The sequence below is a fragment of the Micromonospora sp. NPDC051300 genome, assembly GCF_044455315.1.
Lineage (GTDB): Bacteria > Actinomycetota > Actinomycetes > Mycobacteriales > Micromonosporaceae > Micromonospora > Micromonospora robiginosa.
In genome coordinates this window covers 214,024-228,487 of record NZ_JBITEP010000005.1, presented here as the reverse complement: position 1 = coordinate 228,487, position 14,464 = coordinate 214,024, and the positions used below count along the sequence as shown (strand labels likewise).

General features: G+C 74.9%; 11 protein-coding genes. 2 read left to right on the top strand and 9 right to left on the bottom strand.

Features of this window, described 5'->3' with window-relative positions:
* Nucleotides 1–3 precede the first annotated feature (3 nt).
* The 7 genes from ACIA5A_RS08260 to ACIA5A_RS08230 are packed head-to-tail and all read right to left on the bottom strand — an operon-like array spanning nucleotide 4 to nucleotide 8,139.
* Nucleotides 4–969 carry a DUF4034 domain-containing protein gene (locus ACIA5A_RS08260; protein ID WP_396757981.1) on the bottom strand — a complete coding sequence of 322 codons (966 nt, stop codon included), beginning with the start codon at nucleotides 967–969 and terminating at the stop codon, nucleotides 4–6.
* Between the two features lie 50 nt (nucleotides 970–1,019).
* On the bottom strand, nucleotides 1,020–2,807 hold the full coding sequence (locus ACIA5A_RS08255) for a gamma-glutamyltransferase family protein (RefSeq protein WP_396757978.1): 1,788 nt from the start codon (nucleotides 2,805–2,807) through the stop codon (nucleotides 1,020–1,022).
* A gap of 11 nt (nucleotides 2,808–2,818) precedes the next feature.
* Nucleotides 2,819–3,805 (bottom strand): ABC transporter ATP-binding protein, encoded by a 987-nt coding sequence (locus tag ACIA5A_RS08250; protein ID WP_396757976.1) that lies wholly within the window; start codon nucleotides 3,803–3,805, stop codon nucleotides 2,819–2,821.
* Nucleotides 3,802–4,782, bottom strand: a complete 981-nt coding sequence (locus ACIA5A_RS08245; protein ID WP_396757974.1) for an ABC transporter ATP-binding protein — start codon at nucleotides 4,780–4,782, stop codon at nucleotides 3,802–3,804. The genes ACIA5A_RS08250 and ACIA5A_RS08245 overlap by 4 nt, the downstream gene beginning before the upstream one ends.
* Nucleotides 4,779–5,660, bottom strand: a complete 882-nt coding sequence (locus ACIA5A_RS08240; protein WP_396757971.1) for an ABC transporter permease — start codon at nucleotides 5,658–5,660, stop codon at nucleotides 4,779–4,781. Before ACIA5A_RS08240 ends, ACIA5A_RS08245 begins: the two co-directional genes overlap by 4 nt.
* Nucleotides 5,657–6,601, bottom strand: coding sequence for an ABC transporter permease (locus ACIA5A_RS08235; RefSeq protein ID WP_396757968.1), 945 nt, complete (start codon nucleotides 6,599–6,601; stop codon nucleotides 5,657–5,659). Before ACIA5A_RS08235 ends, ACIA5A_RS08240 begins: the two co-directional genes overlap by 4 nt.
* A complete protein-coding gene (locus ACIA5A_RS08230; protein WP_396757965.1) occupies nucleotides 6,598–8,139 on the bottom strand; it encodes an ABC transporter substrate-binding protein in 1,542 nt (513 codons plus the stop codon). Before ACIA5A_RS08230 ends, ACIA5A_RS08235 begins: the two co-directional genes overlap by 4 nt.
* Before the next feature lie 168 nt (nucleotides 8,140–8,307).
* On the opposite strand from ACIA5A_RS08230, the gene ACIA5A_RS08225 reads away from it, so the two are divergent.
* Both ACIA5A_RS08225 and ACIA5A_RS08220 read left to right on the top strand, forming a co-directional pair.
* On the top strand, nucleotides 8,308–9,936 hold the full coding sequence (locus ACIA5A_RS08225) for an acyl-CoA dehydrogenase family protein (protein WP_396757962.1): 1,629 nt from the start codon (nucleotides 8,308–8,310) through the stop codon (nucleotides 9,934–9,936).
* A gap of 2 nt (nucleotides 9,937–9,938) precedes the next feature.
* Nucleotides 9,939–10,760 (top strand): MOSC domain-containing protein, encoded by an 822-nt coding sequence (locus ACIA5A_RS08220; RefSeq protein ID WP_396757959.1) that lies wholly within the window; start codon nucleotides 9,939–9,941, stop codon nucleotides 10,758–10,760.
* Between the two features lie 155 nt (nucleotides 10,761–10,915).
* Here the strand turns inward: ACIA5A_RS08220 and ACIA5A_RS08215 are convergent, their stop codons facing one another.
* On the bottom strand, nucleotides 10,916–13,861 hold the full coding sequence (locus tag ACIA5A_RS08215) for a tetratricopeptide repeat protein (RefSeq protein WP_396757956.1): 2,946 nt from the start codon (nucleotides 13,859–13,861) through the stop codon (nucleotides 10,916–10,918).
* On the bottom strand, nucleotides 13,842–14,438 hold the full coding sequence (locus ACIA5A_RS08210) for a GNAT family N-acetyltransferase (protein ID WP_396757953.1): 597 nt from the start codon (nucleotides 14,436–14,438) through the stop codon (nucleotides 13,842–13,844). Before ACIA5A_RS08210 ends, ACIA5A_RS08215 begins: the two co-directional genes overlap by 20 nt.
* Between the last annotated feature and the right edge of the window lie 26 nt (nucleotides 14,439–14,464).

Sequence of the window (14,464 nt, the reverse complement as noted above, 5' to 3'; positions counted from 1 at the left end):
CGCTCAGGACACGTGCTCGCGCACCCACTCCCGGGAGCGGACGAACGCCGCCACCGGCTCGCCCACGTACCCCCAGGGCCACTCGCTGACCTGATCGCCGAGCAGGTCGAAGACCCGGGCGGCGGCGTCGAACTCGTGCGCCAGCTCCAGGGCGAGCGCGAACAGGCCGGCCCTCGGTGCCAGCCCGGCGCCGGGCCGGAACGTCGGGTGCAGGACCGACCGCTCGGCGGCGGCCACCAACTCGGCGCGCACCTCGTCCGAGCGGATGTACGTGTCGTCCTGCTCGGCCGGCAGCTCCAGCCACTTCTCGATGTGCGCGGCGGCCGTCAACGCCGGCAGCATGCTGCCCTCCGGCGCGCTCGCGGTCGCCGCCCGGGCCAGGGAGAACATGGCCTCCTCGGTGCCGAACCACTTCGGGCACAGGTACTGCAACCGGTGCTCGTGCGCCACCTGGTGCCCGGGGTGTCGGGTGACCACCGCGTCGAAGCGGGCCGCCGCCTCGTCCCGGTCGACCTGGCGGGCCCGGGAGGTGGCGACCAGCCAGGCCCGGGACGTCACGTCGTCGGGGTCCCGGTCCGCCACCTCGTCGAGCAGGTTCTCCGCCACCAGCAGCCGCTTGTGGAACTCCCGGAACTGGTCCTGGCCGGTGTGCTGCGCGCGCTTGTTGCCGCGTGCCTCCCACGCCCAGTAGAACGCGTGGCAGCCGCGCACCAGCACCGGCAGCGTCGAGTCCGGCTCCGCCGCGACCCACTCGCCGATCCAGTCCTGCACGCCGTCGACCCGACCGGCGGCCTCCATCAGGTACGCGCGGTCGTCCGGGTCGGTGACCGGGGTCAGCACGTCCCGGGCGGTTCGCCAGTCCCGCGCGTCCAGCGCGTCGACGAGCGCCCGCGCCACCGGGTCCCCGAACGCCGGGTCCATCACCGGCCCCCGCGCCTGCTCCCGTCCCCGCCGCCGAAACAGCCCCATGACCTCTCCTCCCCCGTGACCGACCGCGAGATCGTAACCGCCGGGCGGGGCTAGCGGCCCGCGGCGTAGCCCTGGGCGCCCCGGGGGTTGGCGGCGGCGGAGAGGACGCCGGTACGGGGGTCCCGGGTGACCGCGCAGAGGCGGCCCAGGCTCCACGGGTCGGCGCGGCGGACGGTGTGACCCCGCGCCCGCAGCCCGGCCAGCACGTCCGGATCCATCCGGTCCTCCACCACCAGCACGCCCGGTTCGACCTCACGCGGATAGAACGACGCCGGCAGGCTGGTGGTGTGCCAGGCCGGCGCGTCGATCGCCGCCTGCAACTCCTGCCCGCCGGCCAGGTGCCGCAGCAGGAACAGCAACTGCCACTGGTCCTGCTGGTCGCCGCCGGGCGTGCCGCACGCCATCACCGGCTCGCCGTCGCGCAGCACCAACGTCGGGCTCAACGTGGTACGCGGACGCCGGCCCGGCCGCAGCGACGAGGCGAGCCCCTCCTCCAGCCAGCACATCTGCAATCGGCTGCCCAGCGGGAAGCCCAGCTCCGGAATGGTGGGCGAACTCTGCAGCCAACCGCCGCTCGGTGTGGCGGAGATGATGTTGCCCCACCGGTCGACCACGTCGACGTGGCAGGTGTCGCCGCGGGTCACCCCGTCCGCGCGTACGGTCGGCTCGCCGGTGGTGGGATCCGGCGGACCGGCGCGCCGGGCGGCGTGGGCGTGCAGGTGCGCCGGGAGCCGGGGCGGCGTACCCGCCGGGCTGCCGGGGCGCAGCGCGGTCGACGCGGAGTCGCCGATCAGCGCGGCCCGCGCCCGCGCGTACTCCGGCGACAGCAGCGCCCCGCCCGGCACGTCGGTGTCGCCGTACCACGCCTCCCGGTCGGCGAACGCTAGCTTCAGCGCCTCGGCCTGGGCGTGGACGCCGTCCACGGTGGACGGTTCGAGCACCCGCGGGTCGTCGAGCGCGTCGAGCGTCGCCAACGCCTGCAGCAGCACCGGCCCCTGGCCCCAGAAGCCGGTCTTCGCCACCGTGTGCCCGCGCCAGTCGAGCGTGACCGGCGCCTCCCAGCTCGCGGACCAGCCGGCCAGGTCGGCGCCGGTGAGCACGCCGGCGTGCGGGCGGCCGCTGGAGTCCCGGAACGGCAGGCGGGCGAACCGGTCGACCGCCTCGGCGACGAACCCCTCCCGCCAGGCGCGCCGGGCCGCCTCGATCTGCGCCACCCGGTCCACCCCGGCCGCCCGGCCGGCGTCGACGAGGCGGCGCAGCGTGCGCGCGTACGCCGGGTTGGTGACCATCTCCCCCGGCGCGGGCGACCGGCCGTCGCGCAGCCAGAGCCGCGCGGAGGTCGGCCAGTGCTCGGTGAACAGCGACCGGACCCGCTCGACGGTCGCCCCGGCGGCGCCGACCAGCGGGTGACCGGCGGCGGCGTAGCCGATCGCCGGCTCCAGCACCTCGCCGAGGGAGCGGGTGCCGTGGTCGCGCAACAGCAGCAGCCAGGCGTCCACCGCGCCGGGCACCACCGCGGCCAGCGGGCCGGAGCCGGGCACCAGGTCCAGGCCGAGCGACCGGAAGTGCGCGATCGTGGCGCCGGCCGGGGCCGGACCCTGCCCGCAGAGCACCCGGGGGGCGGGATCGCCGGCCGTGGCGACGATCGCCGGCACCTCGCCGGCCGGGCCGTTGAGGTGCGGCTCGACCACGTGCAGCACGAACCCGGCGGCGACCGAGGCGTCGAAGGCGTTGCCGCCGCGCTCCAGCACCCCCATCGCCGACTGGCTGGCCAGCCAGTGCGTCGAGGAGACCATGCCGAACGTGCCGCGCAGCGTCGGCCGGGTGGTGAAGGTCATCGCCGTCGATCCTACGCCGGATCGGCGGCCTCGACGTTCAGCGGGAACAGGCAGGCGGCGTGCTGGTCGGGGCCCACCTCGGCCAACGCCGGGTCGGTCTCCGCGCACTCGGCACGGGCCCGCGGGCAGCGGGTACGGAACCGGCAGCCGCCGGGCGGGTCCACCGGGCTGGGGATGTCGCCGGTGAGCACGGTGCGCCGGCGCGCCCGCTCGACAGGCGGATCGGCCACCGGCACCGCCGACAGCAGCGCCGCCGTGTAGGGGTGCGCCGGCCGCCGGTAGATCCGCTCCGGCGGGCCGGTCTCCACGATGCGGCCCAGGTACATCACCGCGATCCGGTCGCTCATGTGCTCCACGGCGGCCAGGTCGTGCGCGATGAACAGGTAGGTCAACCCGAGGTCGCGTTGCAGGTGCCGCAGCAGGTTCATGATCTGCGCCTGCACGCTCAGGTCCAGTGAGGCGATCGGCTCGTCCAGGACGATCAGATCCGGCTCCCCGGCCAGCGCGCGGGCCACCCCCACCCGTTGGCGCTGGCCGCCGGACAGCTCGTGCGGGTGCCGACCGGCGGTGTCGGGCCGCAGGCCCACCAGCTCCAGCAGCTCGGCCACCCGGTCCCGGCGGGCCGCGACGGAACCGGCCAGCCGGTGCACGGTCAACGGCTCGGCGATGCTGTCGCCGACCGTGCGGCGCGGGTCGAGGGACGCCTGCGGGTCCTGGAAGACCATCGCCACGTGCCGGCGCATCCCGCGCAGGCGGCGGCGGGACAGGCCGGTCACGTCCGCGCCGGCCACCCGGACCCGGCCGGCGGTCGGGTCGACCAGGCGCAGCAGCGCCAGGCCGGCCGTCGACTTGCCGCTGCCCGACTCGCCGACCAGGCCGAGCGTCTCACCGCGACGCACTTCCAGGCTGACGCCGTCCACCGCCCGCACCACGCCGGCCGGCGTCGGGAAGTGCACCGCCAGCTCGTCCAGCTCGGCGACCACGTCCGCCGCTGTCATGAGGCCTCCCCCGGATAGAAGGTGCGGACCGTGTGCCCGGGACCGACCGGCGTCAACGGCGGCAGCTCGTGCTCGCACCGGGGATCGGCGCGCACCGGGCAGCGCGGCCAGAACGCGCAGCCCGGCGGCAGGTCCAGCGGGCTCGGCGGCGCGCCCGGGATGGCCACCAGATCCTCACCCCGGCGCGCCGGATCCGGTCGGGCCGCGAGCAGCGCCCGGGTGTACGGGTGCGACGGCGTGTCGAACACCGCGTCGACCGGGCCCTGCTCGACGATCCGGCCGCCGTACATCACCGCGACCGTGTCCGCGATGCCGGCGACCACGCCCAGGTCGTGGGTGACCCAGACGACCGCCGTGCCGAGCCGCTGTTGCAGGTCGGCGACCAGCTCGACGATCTGCGCCTGGGTGGTCACGTCCAGCGCGGTGGTCGGCTCGTCGGCGATCAGCAGGTCCGGCTCGCAGGCCAGCGCCATGGCGATCACCACCCGTTGGCGCATGCCGCCGGAGAACTGGTGCGGGAAGGCGTCCACCCGTCGCGCGGCGGACGGGATGCCGACCAGGTCGAGCAGTTCCACCGCCCGGTCGCGGGCGGCGCGGCGGGTCAGGCCCAGGTGCGCCTCGGCCGCCTCGGTGACCTGCCGGCCCACCGGCAGCACCGGGTTGAGCGACGTCATCGGGTCCTGGAAGACGAACCCGACGTGCCGGCCGCGCAGCCGGCGGCGGCGGTCGTCCGGCAGCCCGCTCAGCTCGGTGTCGAGCAGGCGCACCCGGCCGGTGACCGTCGCCGCGCGCGGCGCCAGCCCGGTGGCCGCGAGCAGGGTCATGCTCTTGCCGCTGCCCGACTCCCCGACAAGCGCGAACGTCTCACCGGCCCGCACCTGCCAGGACACCCCGGCCACCGCGCGGGCCGGCCCGCGCCGGGTGCCCACGGTGACGGTGAGGTCCTCCACGGAGAACACGGTCTCTTCGGTGGTCATGGTGCGCTCCTGCGGGCCTCGCTGACGGTGAGCTGGCGCGGGTCGAGCACGTCGCGCAGCGCGTCGCCGACCAGGTTGAAGGCGAGCACGGTCAGGAAGATCGCCGCGCCCGGGAACACCCCCAGCCACCAGGCGTCGGTGACGAAGCCGCGCCCGTCGAACAGCATCCGCCCCCAGGCCGGCGCCGGCGGTTGGATGCCCAGGCCGAGGAAGGACAGCGCCGCCTCGGAGAGGATCGCGAACGCCAGCGACAGCGAGGTCTGCACGATCAGCGGCGCGGCGATGTTCGGCAGCACGTGCCGGCGCATGATGCGCAGGTCGGACGCGCCGATCGAGACGGCGGCCCGGACGAAGACCTGCTCGCGTACGGAGAGGACGCCGGCGCGGGTGATCCGGGCGAAGATCGGCGTGTAGACCACGCCGATGGCGACCATGGCGGTGAGCAGGCCCGGCCCGAGCACCGCCACGATGGCCACCGCCAGCAGCAGCACCGGGAACGCGAACAGCACGTCCATGCAGCGCATCAGCACGCTGTCCAGCCAGCCCCGGTAGTAGCCGGCGAACAGCCCGAGCGTCACGCCGGCCACCAGCGCGATGCCGACGCTCACCACGCCGACCTCCAGCGAGACGCGGGCCGCGACAAGCACCCGGCTGAGCACGTCCCGGCCCAGCTCGTCGGTGCCGAACAGGTGGGACCCGCTGGGCGGACGCAGCATCGCGTCCACGTCGACGTCGTTGACCCCGGCCGGGGCGAGCCACGGGCCGAAGACGCCCACCACGACCAGCAGCAGCAGGACCAGCGTGCCGCCAACCGCGAGCGGGTCACGGCGCAGCGCGTCCAGCACCCGGCGCCCGGTGCTCTCGCCTCCGCCGCTCACCTGACCGTGATCCTCGGGTCGAGGCGGGCGTAGAGGATGTCCACCAGCAGGTTGACCAGCAGGAACAGCGCCGCGACGAGCAACACCGCGCCCTGCAGGACGGGATAGTCGCGGGCCTGGACGGCGTCGAAGGTGAGCCGGCCGATGCCCGGCCAGGCGAACAGCACCTCGATCACGATCACGCCGCCGAGCAGGCTGGCCAACTGCACCGCGACCACGGTGACCACCGGGATCAGCGCGTTGCGCAGCACGTGCCGCAGGATCACCACCCGGTTGCGCAGCCCCTTCGCCTCGGCGGTGCGCACGTAGTCGGCGGAGAGGACCTCCAGCACCGACGAGCGGATGAACCGGGTGAGGATCGACGCGGTGACCAGCCCGACGGTCACCGCCGGCAGGGCCACGTGACTGGCCCACCGGCCCGGGTCCTCGGTCAACGCCACGTAGCCCGAAGGCGGCAGCCATCCCAGCACCCCGGCGAAGAGGATGATGCCCATGATGCCCATCCAGAAGTCCGGCACCGAGACGCCGAACTGGCTGAACACGCGCGCCGCGTGGTCGACCGCCGAGCCGCTGCGCACCGCCGCGACGATGCCCAGCGGGAACGCCACAAGCAGGGCGAACACCACCGCGGTGACGGCCAGCGACAGCGTCGCCGGCAACCGTTCCAGCACGATCCGGCTGACCGGCTGGCCGGTGCGGAAGCTGACCCCGAGGTCACCGGTGAGCGCGTGCCCGAGATAGCTGGCGTACTGCACCGGCAGCGGCCGGTCGAGGCCGGCGCGCGAGCGCAACGCCTCGTACGTCTGCGGGTCGAACCGGGTGCCGAGCGCCACCCGGACCGGGTCGCCGGGCACCAGTTGCAGCAGCAGGAAGACCACCAGGGTCACCCCGAGCAGCACGACCGCCGACTGGAGGACCCGCCGCAGGACGAAGCGGGTCACTTGCCGAGGGCGACCGAGCGGAACCGGATCGCCCGGTCGCTGCGGACGTCGTAGCCGGAGACCTTCTTCGACCAGCCCTGCACCACGTCCGGGTTGTAGAGGTAGAGGTAGCTGGCGTCGTCGACGATCAGCTTCGCGGCCTGCTCGTACGCCTGCTTGCGGGCGTTCTGGTCGGTCTCGGTGCGGGCGGCGTCGAGCAACTTGTCCACCGCCGGGTTGGCGTACTTGTGGAAGTTGAACGTGCCGCCGCTGTGGTGCTGGGCGTAGTAGAACTCGTCCGGGTCGACGTTGCCCAACCAGCCGAGCATGAACCCGTCGAAGTTGCCCTTGGCCTGCTCGTCGAGCCACTGGGCGAAGTCCAGCGTACGGATCTTCGGGGTGATCCCGACGTCCTTGAGCTGCGCGGCGATGACCTGCGCGGCGGTGACCGTCTCCGGGTATTCGCTGGTGACCATCAGGTCCATGGTGAGGTTGCCGACGCCGGCCTGGCCGAGCATCTGCTTCGCCTTCGCCGGGTCGTGCGAGTAGGGCGCGTAGTCGTAGTAGAACGCGCTGTTCTTCGGGATGGCGGTCTGGTTGACCGTGGCCAGGCCGAACTTGGCCGCCTTGGTGATCGCCTCGCGGTCCAGGGCGTAGCCGATCGCGCGCCGGACCTCGGGGTTGTCGAACGGCTTGCGGGCCTCGTTGAGCGCCACGTACCAGTAGTCGGTCGACGGCGCCGTCTTCACCACCGGGTCGTCGCCGTCCCGCAACGACTTCACCTGCTGCGGCGGCAGGTTGTCGGTCCACTGCACCTGGCCGCTGCGCAGGTTCTGCAGCGCCACGGTGGGGTCCTTGACGAAGGTGAAGGTGACCCCGTCCAGCTTCGGCTTGTCACCCCAGTAGGCGTCGTTGCGGACCAGCTTGATGCTGTCGCCGGAGGTGTAGCCGGCCACCTTGAACGGGCCGCTGCCGACCGGGGCGGTCTTGACCTTGCCGGACTCCACGTTGGCCTTCTCGACGATCGCCACGCCCTTGAAGCCGCCGAGGTTGGCCAGCAGGTTGGGCGTGGGCGCGCTCAGCGTCACCACCACGGTCGCCGGGTCGGGGCCGGTCACCGACTTGACGGTGGCGAACTTGTACGCGGTGTTCAGCTTCTGCTTGATGATCCGCTCGTAGGAGTAGACGACGTCCTCCGAGGTCAGCGGTGAGCCGTCGGAGAACGTCGCGCCGTCGCGCAGGGTGAACGTCCAGGTGAGCTGGTCGGCGCTGGTGGTCCACTTGGTGGCCAGCGAGGGCACCATCTTCAGGTCGGCGTCCGGCTCGACCAGGGTGTCGTAGACGTTCTCCAGCACCTGGAAGCTGTAGTAGGCGGAGGTCTTGTGCGGGTCGAGCTGGTCCGGCTCACCACCGATCGCCGCGTTGAGGACGCCCCCCGCGCCCCCGGCGCTCCCGCCGCCGTCGCCGACGTCGACGGCCTCGCCACCGGTGCATCCGGAGAGGACGCCGACCGTGAGGGTGAGTGCCGCGCCGATCACACCGAGCTTGTTCCTGGACATTGGCCCCCCTGCCGCTTTCCGAACAAAAGAAAGTTTCGGCCACTCTTCTCGCCGAGCGGGATGATGTCAAACGAATCGAGCCGAATCGACTGGTCGGCGCGCGGTTGCCGGCCGTCGCTGAACGGTGGTTCAATCCACCTTCCGCCACCGCGTGCTGGGAGTGCCGCCGTGACCACACACGAGGTCGTCAACCAGGTCCCCCCGCTGGTCGGCCACGACACCGCCGACGACCCGGCGCTGCTCGACGGCCTGGCCCGCGAGGGCGCCGGCTGGGCCGCCGCCGGCCTGCACGAGCTGGGCCGGCTGGCCGGCGGCGAGACGGCCGCCGAGCACGGCCGGCTGGCCAACGAGCACCCGCCCGCGCTGCGCACCCACGACCGGTACGGCCACCGCGTCGACGAGGTGGAGTTCCACCCGTCCTGGCACGAGCTGATGCGCACCGCCGTCGGGCACGGCCTGCACGCCGCGCCGTGGGCCGACGACCGGCCCGGCGCGCACGTCGCCCGCGCCGCCGGCTTCTACGTCTGGCGGCCCGACGCCGGGCACGGCTGCCCGATCTCGATGACCTACGCGGCGGTGCCGGCGTTGCGGCACAGCCCCGAGCTGGCCGCGCGCTACGAGCCGCTGCTAACCAGCACCGAGTACGACTTCGGGCTGCGCCCGCCCACCGGCAAACGCGGCCTGCTGGCCGGCATGTCGATGACCGAGAAGCAGGGCGGCTCGGACGTCCGCGCCAACACCACCACCGCCCGGCCCGAGCCAGACGGCAGCTACCGCCTGGTCGGGCACAAGTGGTTCACCTCGGCGCCGATGTGCGACCTGTTCCTCACACTCGCCCAGGCGCCGGACGGCCTCACCTGCTTCCTCGTCCCCCGCGTCCTGCCCGACGGCGCCCGCAACCCGATGCGGCTGATGCGGCTGAAGGACAAGCTCGGCAACCGCTCCAACGCCTCCGCCGAGGTCGAGTACGAGCACGCGGTGGCGTGGCGCGTCGGCGACGAGGGCCGGGGCGTCCGCACCATCATCGACATGGTCAACCTGACCCGGCTCGACTGCGTGATCGGCGCGGCGGCCGGCATGCGTCAGGGCGTCACCACGGCCGTGCACCACACCACCCACCGGCGGGCGTTCGGCCGGTACCTGGCCGACCAGCCGCTGATGCGCAACGTCCTGGCCGATCTGGCGGTCGAGTCCGAGGCCGCCACCGTGCTGATGACCCGGCTGGCCGGCGCGACCGACCGGTCGGCGCGCGGCGACGACGACGAGACCGCGTTCAAGCGCCTCGCGCTGGCCGTCGGCAAGTACTGGGTGTGCAAACGCTGGCCGGGGCACGCCGCCGAGGCCCTGGAATGCCTGGGCGGCAACGGGTACGTCGAGGAGTCCGGCATGCCGCGGCTGTTCCGCGAGTCGCCGCTCAACTCGATCTGGGAGGGCTCCGGCAACGTCGCCGCGCTGGACGTGCTGCGCGCGCTCACCCGCGAGCCGCAGGTGCTGGCCGCGTACGAGGCGGAGGTGGCCGCCGCGGCCGGCGCGGACCGGCGCCTCGACGACGCGGTCCGCCGGGTGCGCGAGGAGTTGGCCGACCACACCGACCTGGAGCTGCGGGCCCGGCGGGTGGTGGAACGCCTCGCGCTGGTGCTGCAGGGCGCGCTGCTGGTCCGGCATGGCCACCCCGCCGTCGCCGACGCGTTCTGCGCGTCCCGCCTCGGCGGCGACCACGGCCAGGCGTACGGGACGCTGCCCGGCGGGGTCGACCTGGCCGCGATCATCGACCGGGCCACCCCGAAGGTCGGCTGAGCGTGCGCCTCGTCTCCACGCACGTCCACCCGGTGAAGTCCCTCGGTGGCGTGGACGTCGACCACGCCACCGTCGAGCCGTGGGGGTTGCGCCACGACCGGCGCTGGCTGCTCCTGCGGCCCGACGGCGAGGTGCTGACCGCCCGTACCGCGCCCCGGATGCTCGGCCTGACCGCGACGCCCGGCCCCGGCTCGATCACGCTCCGCGACCGCGACGGCGCGTCGCTGACGGTCGCCGAACCTGTCGACGGGCCGCCGGCCGCCACCGCGCTGTCCCGGTTGGACACGCTGCGGCTGGCCGCCGGCGAGGCGCACGACTGGCTCGGCGAGCGGCTGGGACAGCCGGTGCGGCTGGGCTGGCTGGACGACCCGCGACGCCGGCCGGTCTCGGCGACGCACGGCGGCCGGCCCGGCGACCCGCTGAACCTCTCCGACGCCGGCCCGTTGCTGGTCGCCACGCTGCCGTCGCTGCGCCGGCTGCGCGACTGGATCGTCGAGGGCGCGCTGGAGCGGGGCGAGCCGGCGCCGGACCCGCTGCCGATGGCCCGGTTCCGCCCCACCGTGGTGCTCGACGGCCCGGTCGCGCCGTTCGCCGAGGACGACTGGAGCCGGGTGCGGATCGGCACGGTCGACTTCCGGGCCGCCGAACGCTGCGACCGCTGCTCGCTCACGCTTGTCGACCCGGTGACGCTCGTCCCGGGCCGGGAGCCGATCCGGACGCTGGCGCGACACCGGCGGCAGGACGGCAAGACCTGGTTCGGCGTACGCCTGATCCCGCTGACCACCGGTGAGATCCGGGTCGGCGACCCGGTCGTCGCGAGCTGACCGGGGCGGCGCGGCCCCCTCGACGCGCCGCCGCGGCCCCCTTCCGCGCACCCGGGTCGGCGGCTCCCCCCGCGTGCCGCCGACTCGTCGACCAGGACCGCGGACCTGGTCACCCCCGTTCGACCGGGACGCTACCGAGCGGCGCTAAGGATTCGCTAAGCGCTCGCCGGCACGGTCGCGCCGTGGATCCCGGCCCGTGCCCGGGCCTGCTCCTCGGCCTCCCCGATCCGGGTGGCGATGTCGAGCGCCTCCCGGTGGCAGCGCAACGCCGCCCGGTGGTCGCCGGCGAACCGGTGCGCCTCCCCGAGCGTGTTCCACGTGTTCGCCCGCAGGTCCGGACCCAGGTCGCGGGCGAGCTCCACCGCCTCGGCGGCCACCCGCACCGCGTCCGCGGGCCGGCCCGTGCGGGCGTAGCTGAACGCCAGGTTCGCCAACGCGTTGGCCTGACCGGGTCGGCTCCCGGTCCGGCGTTGCCAGGCCAGCGCGCGCAGCGCGTACGGGATCGCCTCGGCGTGCCGGCCCAGCCGGGCGTGCAGCAGCCCGACGTTGTTCTCCACGCTCGCCAGGCCGGGCCCGCCGAGCACGCGTTGCAGCGACAGCGCCCGCAACGCCTGCTCCAACGCCTCCCCGTTGCGGCCGGCGAGGTGCAGGTCGACGCTGAGGCCGCTCAACGCCGACGCCTCCCACATGCGGTCGCCGGCGGTCCGGCACAGCGCCACGGCCCGCCGGTACTCGGCGATCGCGTCCTCGTGCCGGCCGAGCCGGCGGAACACCATGGCCAGGTGGTGGCGGGTGGCCGCCTCACCGACCGGCTGGCCGAGCCGGACGTGGCGCGCCAGCGCGTCGCGCAGCGACTCCAGCGCCCGATCCGTCCGGCCGGCGGTGTCGTACGCCTGGCCCAGCGCGGTGAGCGTGTGCGCCTCGGCGACCGGGTCGTCGAGGCGGCGGGCCGCCGCCGCGGCGGCGCGCAGCGTCACCAGCGCGTCGTCGACCTGGCCCCGGCGGACCAGGTACGGCTGGAGCAGGTGCACCAGCACCACCGCGTCGCGCCACGACGGCAGGTCCGCCGCGCCGTGGATCGCCGACCTCAGGTTCGCGAACTCCGCGTCGAGCCAGCGCAGCGCCGCCTCCTCGTCCCCGAAACCGGGCACCGGCGCCACCGACTCCGGTGGTGAACCGACAGGTGGCAGCGGGAATCGGCGGATCAGCCGGGTGGCCCGGTCGGCCGTGGCCACGTACCAGTCGACGAGCCGCCGCCGCGCGACGGCGGCCTCGTCCGGCGTCGCGGCGGCCTGCCGGGCGGCGTAGCGACGCAGCAGGTCGTGCAGCTCGTAGCGGCCGGGACGCACCTGCTGCACGAGGTGCTCGTCGAGCAGCGCCTCCAGGTCCCGCTCCGCGTCCGCCGGGTCGACGCCGACCAGCGCCGCCGTCGACGCCGCGGTCAGGTCGTCGCCGAGGTGCACGCCGAGCAGCCGGAACAGCCGCTGCCGGCCGGCCGGCAGCGCACGGTAGGACAGGGCGAAGACGTCCTCGACGCCGCGGGCGCCGACGGCGAACTCGGTCAGCCCCCGGTCGGGGTCGCTGAGCCGTGCCAGCAGGTGCTCGACCCGCCACGCCGGCCGCCCGCGCAGCCGCCGGCCGGCGACCGCGACGGCCAGCGGCAGGTGCCCGCACCGGCCGGCGAGTTCCTCGACCGAGGCCGGCTCGGCGGCGACCCGGTCCCGGCCGAGCAGCCCGGTCAGCAACTCCCGCGCCTCGACCGGGCTGAACACGTCGAGCGCGACCACGCACGCGCCGTCCAGGGCCAACGCGCGCCGGCTCGTCACGATCACCAGGCAGTCCGCGGTGGCCGGCAGCAGCGGCGTCACCTGGGCCTCGTCGGCGGCGTCGTCCAGCACGAGCACCACCCGCCGGTCGGCCAGCCGGTCGCGCAGCAGCGCCGACCGGTCGGCGACGGACTCCGGGACAGCCGGCGCCGGCACCCCGAGCCGGCGCAGCAACGACTCCAGCACCGCGCCGGGCGCGGCCGGCGCCGACTCGGCGCTGAACCCGCGCAGGTCGAGATAGAACTGTCCGTCCGGGTAGGCGTCCGCGAACCGGTGCGCGGCGTGCACCGCGAACCGGGTCTTGCCGACGCCGGCCATGCCCTCGACGGCGACGATCGGCACCGCGCCGGCCGACGCGCCGCGCGCCAGCCAGCGGCGCAGCGCGCGCAGTTCCCGCTCCCGGCCGACGAAGTCGGCGATGTCCGGCGGGAGCTGCCGGTGGGCGCTGGCCCGCGCCGCGGTGGCGTGCGACGGGCCGGCCGCGTCGGACTCGCCGGCCAGGATCCGCCGGTGCAGTTCCTGGGTCGGCCCGGCCGGCTCGATGCCCAGCTCCCGGACCAGTCGCCCGCGCAGCTCCCGGTAGGCGGCCAGCGCGTCGGCCGGCCGGCCGAGCCGGTGGTGCGCCGTCATGAGCTGCCGGTGGAACCGCTCGTCCAGCGGGCGCTCGCCGATCAACGCGCCCACCTCGGCCACCAGGCCGCTCAGTCGCCCGTCGGCGAGGCGCGCGTCGATCCGCTCGGCGGCCGCGTCCAGGCGCGCCTCGCGCAACGTCGCGGCGGTCGACTCGATCGACCGGCCGGTGAGGCCGCTGAACGCCGGCCCGCGCCAACGCGCCAACGCCACGTCCAGCAGCCGGAGCGCGGTCGCGTTGTCGCCTGTCGCCCGCGCGGCCGCCGCGGCGGCCACCTCGTCGGAGAACTGCCGCAGGTCGAGCCCGCCCGGCGCGGTGTGCAGCAGGTAGGCCGACGGTCGGGTGACGATCGGGGCGGCGGCCCGGCCGCCGGGCGCCAGCCGGCGGCGCAGCTCGGAGATGATGCCCTGCACCTGCACCCGGTGGGATCGGGGCGGCCGGTCCCGCCACAGCTCCGCCACGAGGGCGTCGACCGGGACCGGCTCGTCGGCGTGGCACAGCAGCAGCGCCAGCGCCACCGCGTGCTGCGGCCCGCCCACCGGCACCGGTTCGCCGCGACGTTCGACGGTGAGCGGCCCGAGCACCCGGAAGTAGAGCTCGCCGTCGGCCGGCCCGGTCGTCGGGTCACCTGCGAGGGCTGGCACGCCTGAAATCTACCCCCGCGTCCCGACCGGACCGCCACTCCTCGGCGAGGACGGCGAAGACGAGCTGGTCGGCCCACTCGTCGCGGAACCGGTAGCTGCGCACGTGCCGGGCCTCGCGCCGGAAACCGAGCCGGGTCGCCAGCCGGGCGGACGGCTCGTTGCCGGCGTGGCAGCGGACCGTCACCCGGTGCAGCCCGAACTCCCCGAAACCCCAGTCCAGCAGCGCCGTGGCCGCCTCGGTGGCCAGGCCACGGCCGCCGTGGTCGGGGTGGAAGACGTAACCGAGTTCGGCGGTCCGGTTGGCCCGGCTGCGCCACACCAGTTCCACTGCGCCGATCACCCGGGCGCCCGCGACCACGGCCAGGGTCAGGCAGTCGCCCTCCGCGCGCAGCGCGTCCTCGGCCGCCATCGCGGCCACCGACGCCCGGGACTCCTCCCGGGTACGCGGCCCCGCGCCGAGCATCCAGCGGACCACGTCGGGGCGGCGTTGCCAGGCGTGCACGTCGTCGAGGTCGTCGGCGGTGACCGGGCGCAGCAGCAGTCGTGGCGTGCGTACCGGGTAGCTCGGGTGGGCCATCGGACGATGGTAGGGCCGCCTAGGGT